The organism is Streptomyces sp. M-16, from assembly GCF_052114405.1.
GTDB lineage: Bacteria > Actinomycetota > Actinomycetes > Streptomycetales > Streptomycetaceae > Streptomyces.
The window spans coordinates 1-18657 of the sequence record NZ_JBFRER010000100.1; the positions used below are offsets into that span (position 1 = coordinate 1).

At 75.6% G+C, this 18657-nt stretch carries 16 protein-coding genes and 1 pseudogene; 11 read left to right on the top strand and 6 right to left on the bottom strand.

Translation table 11 applies throughout. From position 1 onward, the window contains the following. Positions 1–857: pseudogene (locus tag AB4039_RS32175) on the top strand (trypsin-like serine peptidase); the annotation flags it as partial. Here the strand turns inward: AB4039_RS32175 and AB4039_RS32180 are convergent. Both AB4039_RS32180 and AB4039_RS32185 read right to left on the bottom strand, forming a co-directional pair. After that, complete coding sequence (locus tag AB4039_RS32180) at positions 811–1206, bottom strand: hypothetical protein (protein WP_266846093.1); 396 nt, start codon at positions 1204–1206, stop codon at positions 811–813. The pseudogene AB4039_RS32175 and the gene AB4039_RS32180 overlap by 47 nt on opposite strands. 44 nt (positions 1207–1250) lie before the next feature. Continuing rightward, positions 1251–1778, bottom strand: a complete 528-nt coding sequence (locus AB4039_RS32185; RefSeq protein WP_442272425.1) for an HXXEE domain-containing protein — start codon at positions 1776–1778, stop codon at positions 1251–1253. Positions 1779–1916: 138 nt separating this feature from the next. On the opposite strand from AB4039_RS32185, the gene AB4039_RS32190 reads away from it, so the two are divergent. The 4 genes from AB4039_RS32190 to AB4039_RS32205 all read left to right on the top strand — a co-directional run bounded on the left by AB4039_RS32190 (position 1917) and on the right by AB4039_RS32205 (position 6455). Further along, a complete protein-coding gene (locus AB4039_RS32190) occupies positions 1917–3317 on the top strand; it encodes a sensor histidine kinase (protein WP_442272426.1) in 1401 nt (466 codons plus the stop codon). Beyond that, entirely contained in the window at positions 3314–3994 is a 681-nt protein-coding gene (locus AB4039_RS32195; protein ID WP_442272427.1) for a response regulator, read from the top strand. Before AB4039_RS32190 ends, AB4039_RS32195 begins: the two co-directional genes overlap by 4 nt. Positions 3995–4152: 158 nt before the next feature. Next, the gene (locus AB4039_RS32200; RefSeq protein WP_442272428.1) at positions 4153–5196 is read left to right on the top strand and encodes an alpha/beta hydrolase; all 1044 of its coding nucleotides are present in this window, start codon (positions 4153–4155) and stop codon (positions 5194–5196) included. Continuing rightward, positions 5193–6455, top strand: coding sequence for an acyltransferase family protein (locus AB4039_RS32205; RefSeq protein WP_442272429.1), 1263 nt, complete (start codon positions 5193–5195; stop codon positions 6453–6455). Before AB4039_RS32200 ends, AB4039_RS32205 begins: the two co-directional genes overlap by 4 nt. A gap of 68 nt (positions 6456–6523) precedes the next feature. Here the strand turns inward: AB4039_RS32205 and AB4039_RS32210 are convergent, their stop codons facing one another. Further along, positions 6524–6946 carry a DUF350 domain-containing protein gene (locus AB4039_RS32210; RefSeq protein WP_266846087.1) on the bottom strand — a complete coding sequence of 141 codons (423 nt, stop codon included), beginning with the start codon at positions 6944–6946 and terminating at the stop codon, positions 6524–6526. 107 nt (positions 6947–7053) lie between these two features. Here AB4039_RS32210 and AB4039_RS32215 point away from each other — a divergent pair, with 107 nt between their 5' ends. Then, positions 7054–8913 carry a GNAT family N-acetyltransferase gene (locus AB4039_RS32215; protein WP_442272430.1) on the top strand — a complete coding sequence of 620 codons (1860 nt, stop codon included), beginning with the start codon at positions 7054–7056 and terminating at the stop codon, positions 8911–8913. Here the strand turns inward: AB4039_RS32215 and AB4039_RS32220 are convergent. Further along, positions 8868–10886, bottom strand: coding sequence for an AMP-binding protein (locus AB4039_RS32220; protein ID WP_442272431.1), 2019 nt, complete (start codon positions 10884–10886; stop codon positions 8868–8870). The genes AB4039_RS32215 and AB4039_RS32220 overlap by 46 nt on opposite strands. Positions 10887–11033: 147 nt before the next feature. On the opposite strand from AB4039_RS32220, the gene AB4039_RS32225 reads away from it, so the two are divergent. Genes AB4039_RS32225 through AB4039_RS32235 form a run of 3 tightly spaced genes read left to right on the top strand, consistent with a single transcriptional unit; the run spans position 11034 to position 14567 of the window. After that, positions 11034–12950 carry an ABC transporter ATP-binding protein gene (locus tag AB4039_RS32225; RefSeq protein WP_442272432.1) on the top strand — a complete coding sequence of 639 codons (1917 nt, stop codon included), beginning with the start codon at positions 11034–11036 and terminating at the stop codon, positions 12948–12950. Between the two features lie 60 nt (positions 12951–13010). Continuing rightward, on the top strand, positions 13011–13400 hold the full coding sequence (locus tag AB4039_RS32230; RefSeq protein ID WP_030229823.1) for a VOC family protein: 390 nt from the start codon (positions 13011–13013) through the stop codon (positions 13398–13400). 60 nt (positions 13401–13460) lie between these two features. Next, complete coding sequence (locus AB4039_RS32235) at positions 13461–14567, top strand: MerR family transcriptional regulator (RefSeq protein ID WP_266846083.1); 1107 nt, start codon at positions 13461–13463, stop codon at positions 14565–14567. A 34-nt stretch (positions 14568–14601) separates the two neighbouring features. Here the strand turns inward: AB4039_RS32235 and AB4039_RS32240 are convergent, their stop codons facing one another. After that, positions 14602–16686 carry an ATP-binding protein gene (locus AB4039_RS32240; protein WP_442272433.1) on the bottom strand — a complete coding sequence of 695 codons (2085 nt, stop codon included), beginning with the start codon at positions 16684–16686 and terminating at the stop codon, positions 14602–14604. 123 nt (positions 16687–16809) lie between these two features. Between AB4039_RS32240 and AB4039_RS32245 the strand changes: the two genes are divergently transcribed. Continuing rightward, positions 16810–17235: a hypothetical protein gene (locus AB4039_RS32245; protein ID WP_442272434.1), complete on the top strand. Its 426-nt coding sequence runs from the start codon at positions 16810–16812 to the stop codon at positions 17233–17235. Positions 17236–17257: 22 nt separating this feature from the next. Here the strand turns inward: AB4039_RS32245 and AB4039_RS32250 are convergent, their stop codons facing one another. Further along, complete coding sequence (locus AB4039_RS32250; protein ID WP_285538302.1) at positions 17258–17968, bottom strand: FadR/GntR family transcriptional regulator; 711 nt, start codon at positions 17966–17968, stop codon at positions 17258–17260. 122 nt (positions 17969–18090) lie between these two features. Between AB4039_RS32250 and AB4039_RS32255 the strand changes: the two genes are divergently transcribed. Further along, positions 18091–18624, top strand: a complete 534-nt coding sequence (locus tag AB4039_RS32255; RefSeq protein ID WP_442272435.1) for a gluconokinase — start codon at positions 18091–18093, stop codon at positions 18622–18624. Positions 18625–18657 lie beyond the last annotated feature (33 nt).

An 18657-nucleotide genomic window follows, 5' to 3' on the forward strand; every position in this document is an offset into this window, starting at 1 on the left:
CCTCGGTCCCGACGCCCCAGAGCCCGCCCGGTCCCGCCGCCGACCCGCTTCCCTCCCCCACCGCCCCCTCGCCGTCGCCCGCGCCCGCCGCCCCCACCCGGGCACCGGCCGGGCCCGTCCTCGCGCCCGCCACGGCCGGGGTCGGCCAGGACTTCGACGGGGTCCCGGCCGTCGGCCGGATGTACGTCATGAAGGGCGCCGGGGCCTACTTCTGCACCGCCAGCGTGGTCTCGTCCCCGGGCCGCAACCTGGTGCTGAGCGCGGGGCACTGCCTGCTCGGGTCGGACACCCGCCAGGTGGCCTTCGTACCGCGCTACACCCGCGCGACGCCCCAGCCGTACGGCATGTTCCCGGTCCTGCGCGATTCCGCGGGCCGCTCCGAGGTGTGGATCGACCAGCGCTACAAGACCCAGGGGGCGGAGAAGGCGGCCACCCTGGACGTGGCCTTCGCCGCCGTCGGCCCGAACGCCGCCGGCCGCGCGGTGGAGAACGCCGTCGGCGGCAACCGCCTCCTCACCGGAGCCACGTTCACCCACGCGAAGGTGACCCTGATCGGCCATCCCGCGTCGGCGGCCCGCCCGCGGGTGTGCGTCAACCGCACGACCAAGTTCACCAGCACCGACCCGAAGAGCCCTGGTTCGTTCCTGCGCATCGACTGCACCGGCTACCCGGGCGGGACCAGCGGCGGCCCCTTCATCACGCGCTTCGACGACCGCACCCGGACCGGCGACGTGATCGGGGTGATCGGCGGCTGGAAGACGGGCGGGCCCACCGCCGACACCTCGTACAGCTCCTACTTCGGCGCCGAGATCAGGAAGCTGTACCAGGCGGCGGTTGCCGGGGCGAAGGGGGCGTGAGCACCCGCACCCAGCGGGTGCGGCGCGGGTTGCCGACCGTACGCGCGATCACCGGCACCCCCTCGGCGCCCAGCAGGTCGGCGGGGGCCAGCGCGAGCTGACGGCGCAGGTCGGCGAGGGCCGCGTGCACGGGCGCGAGGATGACCTCGGCCCGCGGGTGGATGTGCGCGAGGGCGTGCGCGGTGGTCTCGATGGTCTCGGCGGCGTCCTCGGCGGCGGTCCGGCTCCACCCGCCGGGCTCGTCGCCGCTCCAGGGCACGACGGCGTCGTAGAGGTGGCAGGCGGCATCGGCCGCGGCGTCGGCCCGTTCCCCGACGCCCGGCGCCGCGATGGTCGGCAACAGCTCCATGCCCGGTCAACGAGCGGAGCCCGCCGGGGGAACGAACCCGGCGGCTACCGGATCCGCCGGGCCACGGCGTGCGCGCCCGCGGCGGTCGCCGCGGCCATGGCGAGGGAGACGGCCAGGTCCCGGGGGCGGGTGGGACGCAGCACCCCGGCGCGGCGCAGCCGGCCGCGCGCCCAGAGGGTGAAGGGGACGACCACGAGCGGGGAGGTGACCACGCCGGGGGTGTATCCGCGGGTCGCGGCGGCTTGCGCCAGGTGGACGAGGCCATGCAGGCCGAAGCCGTCGAGGGCGCCCTGGTAGAAGGCGGAGCGGCCGCCGGTGCGGTAGCCGTCGGCGGCGGCCGCCGTGACGAGGACGCCCACGAGTCCGACGGCGGTGGCGAAGTCGCGGCCGTCGACGTCGGTGACAACCCGCCAGAGCCGCTCGGGGACCCGGGGGTGGCGGGCGCGGAGCGCCGGGACCCGGGCGCGGGACCAGGGGGCCATCGTGGCGACCTCCTCCAGGTCGTGCACGGCCCAGGCCGCGAGCAGTCCGAAGGTGGCGAGGGCGGGGGCGGTGGTCTTCCGTAGGGTCACGGGACGACAGTCTGCGGGTGAGACGGCGGTGGCGGGAGGGAAACCCGTGAACTCGTGATCAAGGACGGGCGGCGCTAAGGGCCCGTCCCCCGCCCTTCGCGCTCCGCGCGCCCGCGCGGCGCATAGGCTGTCCGGATCATGAGCCTCAAAGCCCGCATCCCGGCCCGTGTCCGCAACCGCAAGGCGCGCGAGCAGCAGGAGTCGCGCGAGCCCGACGGGCCGCACGGCTCCGGCGCGCGGCCCGAGGGGCGGGGGCCGGACCCGCTGGACCGGTTCGCGGTCGTGCTGCGGACGCCCGCCCGGCCCGGCGAGGCACTGTTCGCGCGGGCACCGAGGCGGTGGCAGCGGAGGCTGCCCTTCACGGTCGTCGGCATCTTCGTGATCACGCTGCTGCCGGTGACCATCTCGGTGCTGACCAACGACTACGGGGTGAACGGCGGCTGGGCGGGGGCGCTGGGCGTGGCGCAGACCGTTCCACTGCTGCTGGCGGTCACCCGGCCGGTGCCCGCCTGGGGCATGGTGCTGTTCGCCGACGTCGTCGGGGCCGTCCTGCTGATCGGCGCGGACCGGGTGGGCGGGCAGACGTGGCCGTGGCCGCCGATGGTGATCGTCGGCTACCAGGTGCTGATGGTGTGTCTGGGGCTGCGCGAGTCCATCCGGACGCTGGTCCAGGTGTGGCTGGCGACCGGCGCGGCCGGGGTGGTGCTCGGCTTCTTCGAGCCCGCGGGGGTGACGAACACCGTGGCGCTGCAGTTCGTGCTCGGCGGGGCCGTACTGGCCCTGACGGGTGCGCTGCGCCAGCTGGGCGACGCCCGGCAGCGGATCGCGGAGCAGGAGAGCATCAGCGAGGCGGAGCGGGCGCGGCGCACGCTGCTGGAGGAGCGGGCACGGATCGCCCGGGAGTTGCACGACGTGGTGGCCCACCACATGTCGGTGATCACCGTGCAGGCCGATTCCGCCCCGTACCGGCTGCCCGGCATGGCGGAGCCGGTGCGGGAGGAGTTCGCGGCGATCGCGGCCGGCGCGCGCGAGTCGTTGGGCGAGATGCGGCGGCTGCTGACGGTACTGCGCGGCGACGGGACGAACGGCGCGGACGGCGCGGACGGCGAGCGGTTCCCGCAGCCCGGGATCGGCCGGATCCAGCAGCTGGTGGAGGCCACGGTACGGGCCGGGCAGCCGGTGGAGCTGTCCCTGGCGTCGGCCGCGGCCGAGGAGGTGCCGCCGGCCGTGGACCTGTCGGCGTACCGGATCGTGCAGGAGGCCCTGGCGAACGTGGTGCGGCACGCCCCGGGGGCACGGACCCGGGTCTCGGTGACCCGCTCCGCTCCGGGGGGCGACGTGCTCGTGCTGGTGGTCAACGGTCCGGCGCGGGACGCGGTGGTGGAGGTGGAGAGTTCGGGCACGGGGCACGGTCTGGTGGGGATGCGCGAACGCGTACGGTTGACCGGAGGGTCCCTGGACACGGGCCCGCTGCCCGACGGCGGATTCCGGGTCGCCGCCCGTCTGCCCCTGAACGACGCCGAGAAGGAACCGAGTTGACCATCCGCGTGATCATCGTCGACGACCAGGCCATGGTGCGGGCGGGGTTCGCCGCGCTGCTGTCGGCGCAGCCCGACATCGACGTGGTGGGTGAGGCGCCCGACGGCCGGGAGGGGGTGCGGGTGTCGCGCACGGTCCACCCCGACGTGGTGCTGATGGACGTGCGGATGCCGGAGCTGGACGGACTCTCCGCGGCCCGGGAGCTGCTCGATCCGCCGCCGGGGGTGGTGCACCGGCCCAAGGTGCTGATGCTGACCACCTTCGACATCGACGACTACGTGTACGAGGCGCTGCGCGCGGGCGCGTCGGGGTTCCTGCTCAAGGACGCCCCGCCGGCCGATCTGATCGCGGCGGTCCGGGTGGTCGCCTCCGGCGAGGCTCTGCTGGCACCCTCGGTGACCCGTCGCCTGATCGCGGACTTCGTGCGGCAGCGGCCGGCGCCGCGCAAGGATCCGGCGCTGCGGCTGAACGGTCTGACCCCGCGGGAGACGGAAGTGCTGGAGCTGATCGCGCGCGGCCTGTCGAACCAGGAGATCGCCGCGCACCTGGTGCTGGCGGAGCAGACGGTCAAGACCCACATCGGCCGGGTCCTCGGCAAGCTGGACCTGCGCGACCGCGCCCAAGCGGTGATCTTCGCGTACGAGGCGGGCCTGGTCCGCCCGGGCGACGCGACCTGATCCCCCCACCCGGCCCCCGGCCCCAGCACCGGCCTGTTCCGGGGCCGCCTCCTCCACCCCCTACCGGGGTATGACAGCCTGCTTGGCTCCCTGGTGGGACGCCTTGTTCGGTACCTCCTTCCTACCTTCCTCCTCGTCACGAGGAGAGGAGAAGGGGCATGCGCCGCTTCGGAAGGACGATGGCAGCGGCCGCGCTGGCGGTGGCCGTCGTGGCGGGGACCGCGGGGTGGGTTGCCGCCGACAGCCAGAGTGCGGTCACCGGGCCGCCCCCGGGCACCGCCGCCTGGCGGGCCGCCTCGGTGGGCGGCCGGCCGTTGCCCGATCCGGCGTCCACGACGCCCCGGGAGGTGGCCCGTTTCTTCGCCGGGCTGGACGGGACCGGGCGAGGGGAACTCGTACGCTCCCACCCGCTGGTGGTGGGCAATCTGGACGGCGCTCCGCTCCCCCTGCGGTACGAGGCCAACCGGCTCGCGGTCCTCGCCACGGGTGAGGCCCGCTACGCCTCCCTCGCCTCTCCGGGCCGCCGGATCCTGGCCTTCGACCCGCGCGGCCGCGGGCAGGTCGCCGAGGTGTTCGGGGACCTGGAGCACGCCGCGCACGTCGCGGTGATCGTGCCGGGTTCGGACAACGACGCCGCCACCCACGACGCCCCCCGCGCCCCCGGCACCGGCCCGGCCGGTATGGCCCGGGCGCTGTGGGCCGCGGCGGGCGAGGGCACCGCGGTCATCGCGTGGACGGGCTACACCACGCCGGTCGGGGTCGGTCTCGACGCGGCGGAGGGCCGGCTCGCGGAGGCCGGTGCGGTACGGCTGGCCCGGTTCACGGCCGGGCTCGACGCGGTCGGGGCGCCCGACCCGGTGCTGTTCTGCCACAGCTACGGCTCGGTGGTGTGCGGGATCGCGGCCCGGCACACGGACGCCGCCGACATCGTGGTGTTCGGTTCCCCGGGGATGCGCGCGCACGACGCCGCCGGTCTGGGGACGGGTGCCCGCGTCTGGGCGGCCCGGGGGCCCTCGGACTGGATCGCCGACGTGCCCAACGTCGAGTTCGCCGGGCTCGGGCACGGCGCCGACCCCTCCTCCCCCGCCTTCGGCGCCCGTCGGGTACCCGCCGGCGACGTGAAGGGCCATACCGGCTACTTCACCCCCGGCACCCGTTCGCTGGCGGCCTTCGCCGCGATCACGAAGGGAGAGCTCCGGTGAGCGCGACGCGTACGCCGCGCGCGCTGACCCGGCTGTCGGACACCGCCGCGCGGATCGACCGCAGGACCCCCGCCCACCGGGACCGGGCCGTCGACGGTCTGCGCGCCGTGGCCCTGCTGGCCGTGCCGACCGGGCACTGGCTGCTCGGCGGGTTCACCCTCGACCCGGAGGGCGGGCTGCACAACGCCAGTCCGCTGTCCGCCTTCGGCGCCCTGGCCCCGGCGAGCTGGGTGCTCCAGATGCTGGGCGTCTTCTTCCTGGTCGGCGGCTACGCCTCGGTGCTGTCCTTCCACCGGCACACCGGTTCGACCGGGGCCTGGCTGAAGGGGCGGATGGTCCGGCTGGGGCGGCCGGTGCTCGGTGTGACGGCGGTGTGGGCGCTCGCGGCGCCGGCGCTGTACGCGGCCGGCGTGCCGGAGGCCACCTTGCGCACCGGGGCCACGCTGGTGATCCAGCCGCTGTGGTTCGTCGGGGTGTACGCGGGGGTGACCGCGCTGACCCCCTACTGCGTGCGGGCCGCCCGGCGGTTCGGCGGGTGGGCGGCGGCGCCGCTGCTGGCCTCGGTCGCCGTGGTGGACTTCCTGCGGTACGGGCCGCTGTCCGACGCGGTGCCGTCCTGGCTCTCCGTGCTGAACGTGCTGCCGGGCTGGATGTTCGCGTACCAGCTCGGCGTCTCCTGGGGCGAGCGGCGGATCGGGCGGCGCGGGGCGTGGCTGCTGCTCGTCGGCGGGGGCGCGCTGTTCGCGGTGCTGCTGACGGTGTTCCACTACCCGGCGTCGATGGTCGGCGTACCGGGTGAGGCGCGGACCAACTCGCACCCGCCGTCGCTGCTGGTGCTGGCGCTGGCCTCGGCCCAGTCGGGTGCGGCGATGCTGCTGCGGGACCGGCTGGCGCGGCTGCTGGCCCGGCCGGCCCTGTGGGCGCCGGTGGTGGTGGTCAACCTGTCGGCGATGACCATCCTGTGCTGGCACCAGAGCGCCATGCTGGCGGCGGCCGTGCCCGCCTCGTTCGCGGGCGGGTCCGGCGGGTTGACCGGGTTGACGACGGCGCCCGAGACCCTGGCGTGGATCCTGGCGCGGCTGGCGTGGATGCCGGTGTTCGCGGTGCTGCTGGTGGCCATCGCCCGCTACGCACGCCGGTTCGAGGCTCCGCCGGCGGCGGGGGCGGGGGCGGGCGGCCGCCGGAGCCCGGTGCTGCGGCGGACCGTGGCGGGGCTGCTGGCGGCCGGGTTCGCGGTGTTCGCGCTGGGCCTGGCCTGACGGGGGCCGGTACGACGAGAGCGCCGCTCCCCATGGGGAGCGGCGCTCTCGTCGTGCCGTACAGGTCGTCAGGCGATGGACGCCGCCACGATCGCGGCGACGGCGAGGTTGCAGGAGGCCGTGACCCAGACGGCCGGGTGCGGCTCCGGGTCGACGACGATGGCGCCGAGCTTGCCCGGGGTCACCAGGTCCAGCACCAGGAAGGCCACGGCCATCAGGACCAGGCCCAGCAGTCCGAAGGCCGCGGTGGACAGCAGTCCCTTGCCGAAGTCGTCGTACGTCGTCCAGATCGAGGTGAAGACGATGCCGCCGATGCCCAGGAGCGCGGAGCTGAGCAGGAGGGCGGCGTTGCGGTTGCGCTCCTCCCATATCTGCTTCGGGAGCTTCCCGGGCGTCAGCACGTCCACCAGGACGATGCCGAGGATCAGCAGGACCAGCCCGAGGGCGCCGTACGCGCTCGTGCGGCCGAGTCCGTTGACGATGTCGCTCATGGAGAAGCCTGTCTGGGCGTGGGTGGGATAGGGATGTGCCGAGCACGTGCCGTGGGGAGGCCGAATCTATCGCACGGCCCCGCCCCGGACCATGGGGAGGTCAGGAAATGGCAAAGGTGAGGGCCGCGCGGGACGGGGAGGCGGCAGCGCTGACCGCGCTGGTCATGCGGTCCAAGGCGTACTGGGGCTACGACGCGGGGTTCCTCGCCGCGTGCGCCCCGGAGCTGGCCGTCCGCGAGGGCGAACTCGCCCTCCGGCGGATCGCGGTGGCCGAAAACGGCCCCGGGAGCCTGCTGGGGGTCGCCTCGCTGGAGGTACTGGAAGGGGAACCGGGAGGAGCTCCGGAAGGGGAAGTGGCGCGGCTCGGACTGCTGTTCGTGGAGCCGTCGGCCATCGGCCGGGGCGTCGGGCGGCTGCTGTACCGGGACGTCCTCGGGCGGGCCGCCGCGCTGGGCGTGCGCCGCCTGCTGATCGACTCCGATCCGCACGCGGTGGGCTTCTACCGGGCGATGGGCGCGGTGGCCTCGGCCGGCGCGCCGCCGGGGCTGGTGCGCTTCGAGGCGGCTCCGGCGGTCCTCGCCGACTGGGCGCGGGCCTGGACGGGCGGGACCCCCGCGGTGCACGTGGGCAACGTGGCGGAGTTCAACGCCCAGTTCGCCGACGCCTCGGTGGGCCGGGAGCCGCGGGCCGCGCACGACTACGCCTGCCTCGCCGCGTTCTACAGCCCCTGCCCGGCCGCCCTGGTGCTGCCGCGGGCGGTGCCGCCGGGATGGGTCCGGCTGGTCGGACGGCAGTTGGGCTGGGGGCCCGGGGTGGAGGTCCTCGACGGGCTGGCCGAGCGGGACCCGGGCCTGTCGGACGCCGTCCTGGCCCGGCCGGAGCTGGCCCGGCGGGTGACGGGGCGCGGGCTGCCCCTCGTACCGTGGGGGCGGACGGAGCCGTACGGGCGACTCGCCGGGCTGCCGTGGCGGCCGCGGGACCTGCGCTACGAGTCGAAGTCGGCGGCGCACGCCCTGTTCGCCCGGATCCTAGCCGGCGGCGGGCACCCGGGGATCATGCTCCCCGCGCAGTGGCGGGCCGCGCACCGGTGGGCGGCCGTACGGACGGTGCGGGCGCGGGCGCGGGCGGGGCTGGGCACGGTGCTCAAGTCGGAGCACGGCGTCGGGGGTTCGGGCACCAGGGTGGTGACCCCCGCCCGGGTCCGGGCGGCGGGCGGGGCGCGGGCGGCGCTGCGCGGGCTGCCGCGCGGGCCGCTGCTGGTGGAGGAGTACGTGCAGGGCCCGTCGCGGGGGCCCCGGGACCTGACGTACGACGGGTTCGTGGACGGGGAGGGCCGCCCGCACCGGGTCGGGGCGGCGGTGATGGAGGTGGACGACGGGGCGTACCGGGGCGCGACGGTGGGGCCCGGGGTGGTGCCCGCCGCCTTGGAGGGGCCGCTGCTGGCCTTCGGGGCGGCGGTCGGGCGGGAGCTGGCGGCTTCGGGCTACCGGGGCTGGTTCGACGTGGACTTCGTGGTCGACGCGGCGGGGCGGCCGGCGCCGACCGAGGCCAACCTGCGGCTCACCGGCCCTTCGGTGGCCTTCATGGTGGCGGCCCGGCTCGACGTGCTGCGGGGCGCGGGGCACCTCGTACGGATCGTGGACCGGGTGGAGCTGGGCGCGCGGCTGCCGGAGGGGCAGGTGGAGCTGCTGTGCGCGGACCTCGTGGAGGCCTGCGCCGGATCGGGGGCGGTGTTCGTGCCGGCCATCGTGACCGGGGCCTTCGATCCGGCGCCGTGGATCGGGGTGCTGCTCGCCGCGCGCGACGGCGGGACGCTGGACGCGGCCGAGGCGCTGGTGCGGGCGGCGGCGCTCGCGGTCGGATCGGGTTTCGAGGACTTCTCCGGCGCGGTGGACGGCTCCGGTGCGCAGGGCCCGGCCGGTCAGTCGTCGAAGTCGAAGGGCGAGCGCGGCCTGCGGAGCAGGTAGCAGGCCACGATCAGGCCCGCGATCATCAGCGGGACGTTGAAGGTGTAGACGAGGGCGGCCTGGCGCGGCCAGTCGTGTTTGGCCGCCAGCCGGTAGAGGTTGTCCTGGGGCCACCAGGCGAGCAGCAGGTAGGACGCCGACAGGTGGGCGGCGGTGGTCAGGGCCCGTCCCCGGCCGTGGCGGAGCATCCTCTTGCGGCCGCCGAACAGGAACAGCACGCCGGCCGCGAAGGCGGCGCTCTCGCACACGTAGAGGACGAAGAAGAGGAACGACCACGGGAGCGGCACCCCCGTGAGGTCGGTGGATCCGGGCCACAGCGCCGAGGTGAGCACCAGGGCCCCCACGGTCAGCGGCAGGGCGAGGCAGCCCGCGACGCAGCCGGGAGACAACGACTCCCCGGTGGAGCCCGTCTTGCCGCTGCGCGCGGGGACCGGCGCGGACCCGGCCACCGCCGGGCGGTGCCGGGCGGGCAGCGGCACGGCCGCCCGGTCCTCCTGACCGGCCCGGGTACGGGGCAGGGCGCGCAGCCGGACCAGCCGGGTCGGCGTCTCGTCGGGGCCGGTCCCCGGCTTCAGGTGCGCGGTCAGGGTCTCCAGGCCGACCCGGTCCCCGTCGCGGAGCCACAGGGGGTCGCCGGGGGGCGGGGCCACGTAGGCGACGAGCCGTTCGCGGGTCCCCGAGGTCACCCGGGCCACGACGGCGGCGCCGAAGGCGGGGTGGGTGCGGATCCGGGACTCGACGGTGTGCGGGTCGAGGTGGGCGCCCCGGTCCAGGGTGATCCGGTCGCGCAGCCGCCCGCCGAACTCCAGGAGCCCGTCGGGGCGCAGGACGGCGAGGTCGCCGGTCGCGACGGCGTCGCCGCCGGGCGGGGTGAGGAGGAGCTCCCCGTCGCGCAGGCCTGCGCGGAAGCCCGGGAAGGGCGTGCCGAGGAGGGCGATCCGCTCGGGGGTGTCCAGCGGGCCGGGCAGCTGCGGGAGTTCGAAGGAGGTCCCGGCGCCGGCGGTCTCGGTCGGGCCGTAGACGTTGAGGACGCGGGCGCCGGGGCGCAACCGGTCCTGGAGGGCGGCCTGTTCGTCGAGGTAGAGCCGGTCCCCCGTGATGGTGAGCAGCCGCACGCCGGCGAAGGCGGGGTCGGGTTCGCGGCGGGGCCTGGGGACGGAGACCGGGGCGGGCCGGTCGTCGCGGACCATGAGCTCCACGGCGGTCGCCGGGTCGGTGTGCAGGACGCTGACGTGCCGGTCCCGGACGGCGTCGAGGAGGTCGTGGGCCCCGCGGCCGGCGCCCTCGGGAAGGACGAGGGCGCCGCCGGAGCACAGGGGGCGGGTCCAGCCGGCGGCGAAGGCGGTGATGTCGGGGCCGCCGGTGAACAGGTGGCGGTCGCGCGGGGTGAGCCGGGCGGTTTCGGTCCAGCCGTCGTGGGCGGCGAGCAGCAGCTCGTGGCCGACGCGGACCGGGCGCGGCCGGGCCGCGCCGGTGAACAGGATGGCCGCGTCGCGGTCCTGGGCGGTGCGGTCGGGCGCGGTGGCGGGCCGCCCGGCGATCCGGCCCGCCTCCTCGTCGACGGCGACGGTCCGCCGCCCCTCGGGCAGGCCGAGGCCGGCAGCCCGGCGGCCGGTGTCGGTGAGCAGGAGGTACGGGGGCAGGGCGGCGAGCATGCCGCGGGCGGTGCGCGGGTCGTCCGCGGCGACGAGGGCGTAGGTGGCGCCCGCCTTGAGGGTGGCGAGGAGGCAGACGGGGAGTGCGGGCCGGGCGCCCACGGCGATGGCGACGAGGCCTCCCGCGGGCAGGGCCCCGTCCAGCAGGTGGTGGGCCAACCGGTTGGCCCGGGCGTCGAGTTCGCCGTAGGAGAGTTCCTCGGGGCCGTGGAGGACGGCGGGGGCGTCGGGTGCGTCGCGGGCGAGTTCCTCGAAGCGCCGCAGGACGGTGTCCGCGGTGGGTCGGTGCGGGCGGGCGGGCGGTGATGCCTGCGTCATCACCCGATGATGCCACCGGCGGGCGGCCGGGTGCGAGGGTTGTGAACATCCTTGGTACGCGGTTGAGTTGGCAGAGTCGGCACCCCTGCGGGGGGTCCGGACCGGTTCCTTGACCTGGAGTCTGGTTGAGGTTCTAGCGTTGCACCCATGGACATGGAAGTCACCGCCTGGCATTCGCTGCACAGCGCGATCAACGCCCAGCAGGACAAGCGTCCCCTCTCCCGGGCCAGCCTGCGCCGGATCGCCGCCTTCGCCCGCCCGCACCGGCGCGGGCTGGTCTCCTTCCTGCTGCTCAGCGTGGTGGGCGCGCTCCTGGCGGTGGCCACTCCGCTGCTGGCGAGCCGGATCGTGGACGCGATCGTGCGGGGCGGGGACAGTTCGGCCGTCACCCGGCTCGCCCTGCTCATCGCGCTGATCGCGGTCGCCGAGGCCGGGCTCGGGCTGCTGACCCGCAAGCTGTCGGCCACCCTCGGCGAGGGCCTGATCCTGGACCTGCGGACGGCGGTCTTCGACCACGTCCAGCGGATGCCGGTGGCCTTCTTCACCCGGACCCGGACGGGCGCGCTGGTCAGCCGCCTCAACAACGATGTGATCGGGGCGCAGCGGGCGTTCAGCAACACCCTCTCCGGGGTGGTCTCCAACACGGTGACGCTGCTGCTGACGCTGGGGGTGATGCTCACCATCTCCTGGCAGATCACCCTGCTGGCCCTGGTGCTGCTCCCGGTGTTCGTGCTGCCGGCCCGGCGGATGGGTGCCCGGATGGCGGCGATGCAGCGCGAGGCCTCGGCGCTGAACGCCGCGATGGGCACGCAGATGACGGAACGCTTCTCCGCCCCGGGCGCCACCCTGGTCAAGCTGTTCGGGCGGCCCGCCGACGAGTCCGCCGAGTTCGCGGCGCGCGCGGCCCGGGTGCGGGACATCGGGATCCGTACGGCGATGGCTCAGTCGGCGTTCATCACCGCGCTGACCCTGGTCTCCGCGCTCGCCCTCGCCCTGGTCTACGGCCTCGGCGGACACTTCGCCCTGCGCGGCACCCTGGAGCCCGGTTCCGTCGTCGCGCTCGCCCTGCTGCTGACCCGGCTGTACGCGCCCCTGACCGCGCTGGCGGGGGCCCGGGTGGAGGTGATGAGCGCCATGGTCAGCTTCGAGCGGGTCTTCGAGATCCTCGACCTGAAGCCGCTGATCGACCAGAAGCCCGACGCCCGCCGGGTGCCCGACGGGCCGGTGGCGGTGGAGTTCGACCGCGTCTCCTTCGCCTACCCGTCCGCCGACAAGGTCTCCCTCGCCTCCCTGGAGGAGGTGGCCGCCCTGGACCGGCGGGGCGGCGCCCGGGTGCTGCACGAGGTGTCCTTCCGCGCCGAGCCCGGCCGGATGATCGCCCTCGTCGGCTCGTCCGGCGCCGGGAAGTCGACGATCGCCCAGCTGCTGCCGCGCCTGTACGACGCCGACGCGGGCACGGTGCGCCTCGGCGGGGTCGACGTACGGGACCTCACGGCCGACTCCATCCGCGAGACGCTCGGCATGGTCACCCAGGACGGGCACCTCTTCCACGAGTCGGTACGGGCCAACCTGCTGCTGGCCCGGCCGACGGCCACCGAGGAGGAGATCTGGGAGGCCCTGCGCCGCTCCCGCCTGGACGGGCTCGTCGCCTCCCTCCCCGACGGCCTGGACACCGTCGTCGGGGAGCGCGGCTACCGGCTCTCGGGCGGCGAGCGGCAGCGGCTGACGATCGCCCGGCTGCTGCTGGCCCGGCAGCGGGTGGTCATCCTCGACGAGGCCACGGCCCACCTGGACTCCACCTCCGAGGCGGCGGTCCAGGAGGCCCTCGCCGAGGCGCTGGCCGGCCGGACCGCCGTGGTGATCGCGCACCGGCTGTCGACGGTGCAGGCGGCCGATCTGATCCTCGTCGTCGAGGAGGGCCGGATCGTGGAACGCGGGACGCACGAGGAGCTGCTGGCGGTCCGCGGCCGGTACGAGGAGCTGTACCGCACGCAGTTCGCCGCGCACGACACGGAAGGCCGCCGCCCCCTGGCGGACGGCACGGCGCCGGGCCCGGGCGCATGATGCCGGAGGGCCCGCGCGCCGCCTCGGCGCCGGGCCGGTCCGCTACCGAGGGGAGCCGTCATGGACGTCAAGCTCGAACTGGTCGCCGTCCCGGTCACCGATGTCGACCGGGCCAAGGCCTTCTACGAACGGATCGGCTTCCACGCCGACCACGACGTCACCGTCAGCGAGGAGATCCGCTTCGTCCAGCTGACCCCGCCCGGGTCGGCCTGCTCCATCGCCATCGGCAAGGGGCTCACCCGGATGATCCCGGGGTCGCTGGACAACATGCAGGTGGTCGTCGCCGACATCGAGGAGGCCTACGCGGACCTGCGCGGCCGGGGCGTGGAGGTGACGGAGATCCAGGACATGCCGTGGGGTTCCTTCGTGTACTTCTCCGATCCGGACGGCAACGGGTGGGCCGTACAGCAGACCACCCCGCGGCCGGGGCCGCCGGAGCCCGCGGCCTGACCGTCGGATCCGCCCTTCGGGTTTGACCTTCGAGTGGGATGAGGGCCGATCATCGCTCCCATGGACGCCACTCCCGAACTGATGGGCATCAGTGCCTTCGGCCGCCGCGTGGGGCTCGCGCCGAGCGCCCTGCGCTTCTACGACGACTGCCGGGTGCTGCTCCCCGCGCACGTCGATCCGGCGACCGGGTACCGGTACTACGCCGAGTCCCAGCGCGCCCGCGCCACACTGCTGCGCGGGCTGCGCGAGGCGGGCCTGCCCCTGCCCGACGTGGCCACGGTGCTCGACGGGCCGCCCGGGCGGGCCCGTCAGGTGCTGGAGCGGCACCGGCGGACGGTACGGGAGTCCGGGCGGGCCGCCGACGCCGCGGTCCGCGCCGTCCTGGACACCCTCCCGGCGGGGCCCGCCCGCACCGAGGTCACCCTCGGCGGTGCGGAGCTGGCGAGCGCGGTCCGCCAGGTGGCCCCGGCGGCCGGGCGGGATCCCGCGCACCCCGTACTGGGCTGCGTGCTGGTGGAGTTCGACGAGGACGAGGTCCGCTTCGTGGCCACCGACCGCTACCGGCTCTCGCTGCGCGTCCTGCGCCCCACCGCCGTGACCGGACCGCCCGGGCGGGTACTGGTCGAGGCCCCGGTCCTGGTCGGGCTGGGCGGATGGGCGGCCCGGGCGGCCGAGGTCACCCTGGTGGCGGGGCCGCCCGGCACTCCCCTGACCCTCCGCCACCCGGGCGGTGCGCGCGAGGTGCCGGTGGCCGACGGGACCTACCCCGCCTACCGGGCCATGCTCGGCGCCCTGGAGGCCCTCCCCGTGCCGACCCGCCGGGTCGTCGTGGACCGGACCGCGCTGCTCGCCGCCCTCGCCGCATGCGGGGAGAGCCCTGTCGCGGTCCTGGAGCTGGGTCCCGACCGGCTGCGGGTGACCGCCACCGGGCCGGACGGCGTGGGCGGGGAGTCCGGTACGGAGCTGCCCGCCCTGTGTGGGGAGGCCGCGCCGGTGCGGGTCGGCTTCGACCCGGCGGTGCTGGCGGGCGCGCTGGAGGCCGGCGTGGGGCCGGACGTCCTGCTGGAGATTCCTGCGGCGCCCCGGCCCGCCCTCGTGCGCTCCGCGGACCAGGGCAGCTTCACCACCCTGGTGATGCCGGTCGCCCTCCCGGGCGCGGGGGCGTGACCGGTCCGCGGGGGTCCGGTCCGCCGGGGGCCGGTCAGCCGGGGTGGGGGCGGCCGCGTAGGGCCTGTCCGTGGCGGACCCCCTCCGCGAAGGCGGCCTCGTACCCCGCGTCCCCGAGGGCCGCCCGGGCGGTGCGCTCGAACTCCTCCCGTACGGAGCGCAGTTCCGGTGTGCCGCGCTGCGGGTGGCCGACCGCCTGCCAGTAGGCGTGGCCGGCTCCGTAGGCGTGCGCGCCGCCCGCCCCGTCGCCGTTCGCGGCCCGGGCCGCGGCCAGCAGGTCGAGGCCGAGGGCGGTGCCGAAGCTGTCACCGAGCTCCCGCTTGCTCTCCAGCATCGCCCCCGCGTGTTCGGCGGACTCCGCGGGGCGACCCTCGAACAGGCGGATCAGCGCCAGCTGGTAGTCGGCGTAGGCCCGCGTCCAGTACTCCTGCCGCTCCACGCAGGCCGCCCGCAGCCGCTCGGCCTCCTCCCGCGCGTCGGTGAAGAGCCCGGTGCCGGTGAGCGCGAACACCCGGACGAGGCTGCAGCGCAGTCGGGGGCCGGAGTCGAAGGGCGTGCCGGGGAAGGCCTCCAGGGCGTTGTCGGCCACGATCCGGGCGGCCAGCGGGCGGCCCGCCAGCAGGTGGCTGACGCCCAGCAGGTAGGCGGCGTCGAGGGCCGGGCCCGGTCCCGCGTCGGGCCGCGCGGCCAGGGCCTCGCAGGCCACCGCGAGCCGGTGCGCCTCCTCGTGCTCGCCCTGGAGGAGCAGGGTCACCCCGAGGGCCCACAGGGCGCGCACCCGGCCGGCGGTGTCCACGTCCTCGGGGCGGGCGGCGTAAAGGGCCCGTTCCAGGTACGAGCGGGCCACGTGGAGGCATCCGCAGCAGGCCCAGAAGAAGCCGACCCGGCCGGCCAGTTCGAGGGCGGCGGTGGGCTCGGTGGCCAGCAGGTGGTCGAGGGCCGCGCAGATGTCCCCGTACGCGGCGGCGACCCCGCGGTAGGCGCCGCGCTGCCCGGGGCCCGGCCAGTCCTCGTCGGCGGCGCGCACCAGTTCCAGGAAGTGGTGCGCGTGCCGGGCGCGCAGCGCGTCGCGTTCGCCGATGCCGTCGCACCACATGGCCCCGTACTCGCGGATCGTGTCGAGCATGCGGTGGCCGGCGCCGTCCGGGCCGCGGCGGACGACGGACTTGGCGACGAGCGAGGCGAGGAGCGGGGCCACGTCCGTGGCGGCGAGCGGGGGCGCGGAGCACACGGCGCGGGCCGCGGCCTCGTCGAAGGTGCCGCCGAAGACGGAGAGCCGCAGCCACAGGAGGCGTTCGGCGGGGGTGCACCACTCGTGGCTCCAGCCGATGGCGGTGCGCAGCGCCCGGTGGCGGGGAGGCCGGTCCCCCGCGCCGCCGGGCAGCGGGCCGATCCGGCGGGAGAGCCGGTCGGCGAGTTCCTCCACGGTGTGGTCCGTCAGCTGGGCGGCGGCGAGTTCCAGCGCGAGGGGGACCCCTTCGAGGCGGGCGCAGATCGCACGGGCGGCGGCCAGCCGGGACGGGGTCCACTCGGATGCCCGCGCGGGGCGCACGGTGTCCGCCCGCGCGGTGAAGAGGGCGAGGGCCTCCCCCGCCGGCTCCTCGTGCGGCAGCGGCCCGACCGGCAGGACGTGTTCGCCGGCCAGCGCGAGGGGCTCGCGGCTGGTCAGCAGCACGACGAGGTGCGGGGCGGCGTCGAGCAGGTCCCGTACGAGGATCCGCAGGGCCCCGATGAGGTGTTCGCAGCAGTCCAGTACGAGGAGCAGCCGGCGCGGGCGGATCCACGCATGCACCGCTTCGGCGAGGGTGCGCGGGGTGTGGTCGGCGAGGTCGAGCGCGTCCGCGACGGCGTCCAGGAGCAGCCGGTCACCGGGCAGCGGGGCGAGGTCGGCCCAGTGGATCCCGTCGGGGAAGCACGGTCCGGGCGCGCCGGGACCGGCGGCTCCGGCGGCGTCCGGGTCCAGGGCCTGCCGGGCCAGCCGGGTCTTGCCGACGCCGGCGGGTCCGGTCAGGGTGATCAGCCGCCGTTCCGTCAGGGCCGCCCGCAACGCGGCGAGTTCGGCGTCCCGCCCCACGAAGGAGGCGGGTCCGCCGTCGTTTCCCCGGGCATGTCCGCGCACGCGCCCAGTGTGGCGCACCCGCGTGGCCCTCCGTACCGGTCGGCCGGGGGTCCTGCCGGGCGCACGGGAGCGTGTCGCGAAAGTCGTTTGGTGCGCTTGTCGGACATCCCTACTCTCTGGCTCATGAACGGGGCGAGGATTCACGAACTGCGCGGCTACGAGGTGGGACCGGTGCGGGCCGAGCTGCGCGCGCTCACGGTGGAGGACAACCGGGAGGGCATGCTCGAAGGGACGCCGTACCTGCACCGCCGCATGAGCCTGCTGCGCATCGGGACGGCGATGGCGGCGTACCCGCACCTGTACGTGCACGATCTCGACGTGCTGCGGGCCGATGCGGAGAGCCGGCTCGACGAGTGGCTGCCGCGGGAGACGGTTCGCGCGCGGCTGAAGTCGTGGTGGCTACCCGAGGGCATCACGGATCCCGGGCACACGGAACTCTCGGTGATGTGGTTCCAGACGGCCGCGGAGGACCCGTTCGCCCGGCTGGCCGCGATCCTGCGTCCCCTGGAGTGGACTTCGCTCGCCCGGTTCGTCCCCTTCGAGGACTGACGGCTCACCGGGGGCCGGGCGTTTACGGCGCGAGGACGTCCAGTTCCTCCAGGGCGCCGAGGGCGATCTGCCGTGTGAGGGCCTCGGCCGCGGCGGAGTCCCCTTCCCGTACCGCCTCGGCGACGCGGACGTGGAGGGTGACGGCGGCCGGGTCGGGGTCGGGGAACATCACGGAGTGCTCGGTGCGGCCGGTGAGCACCTCGGCGACGACGTCGCCCAGGCGGGCGAACATCTCGTTGCCGGAGGCGTTCAGCACGATGCGGTGGAAGGCGACGTCGTGGTGGAGGTAGCCCTCCAGCTGGTGGCCTCGCGAGGTGCGGACCATGCCGAGGGCCGCTTCGGTGAGACGGGCGCACTGCTCCGGGGTGGCGTGCAGGGCGGCGAGGCCGGCCGCTACGGGTTCGACGGCCGAACGCAGGACGGTCAGGGAGCGCAGCTGGCGGGGGCGGTCGGCGCCGGCGAGGCGCCAGCGGATGACGCGCGGGTCGTAGACGTTCCACTCCTCGGCGGGGCGGACGGTGACGCCGACGCGGCGGCGGGACTCGACCAGCTGCATCGACTCCAGGACGCGCACCACCTCGCGCACGACGGTGCGGGAGGCGTCGAAGCGCGTGGCGATCTCGTCGGTGCGCAGCACGCTGCCGGGCGGGTACTCCCCCGCCGTGATCGCCAGGCCGAGGGTGTCCAGTACCTGGGTGTGGAGTCCTGGGACCGGACTGCCTTCGGTGGTCATGGCGTAAGCGTACGGTGACGCCAGGGCGAACCAAAGGTGTGATGTTTGCCGCCGAACCCTTGAATAAGTACTACTTAATAGGGTTCAGTGGTGCCCGCCCGGGCCTCCCCCGCCCGGGGCCGATGTCAACGAGGACAGCGAGGTACGGCGTGGGTTCCCAGCGCGTCATTGTGGTGATGGGCGTGACCGGCACGGGCAAGACGACCGTGGGCCGGCTGCTCGCGGAGGCCCTCGGCCTCCCCTACGCAGAGGGCGACGCCTTCCATCCGGCGGCCAACGTGGCGAAGATGTCCGCCGGCATCCCGCTGGGCGACGAGGACCGCGGGCCCTGGCTGGACGCCGTCGGCGAGTGGGTCCACGACCGGGCGGGGCACGGCGGCGGCGTGGTGGCCGCCTCCTGCCTCAAGCGGGCCTACCGCGACCGGCTGCGCACCACCGCACCCGGGACCGTGTTCGTTCACCTCACCGGGGAACGGGCGCTGATCGAGGGGCGGATGCGCTCACGCACGGGCCATTTCATGCCCGCCACGCTGCTCGACTCCCAGTTCGCCACGCTCGAACCGCTCGGGGCGGACGAGCCGGGGGTCGCCGTCGACGTCGCCGGCACCCCCGAGGAGATCACCGCACGGGCGCTCGCGGCCCTGCGCGGCCTCTAGCATCCCCCCCCCACCCACACCTCCACAGAGTGA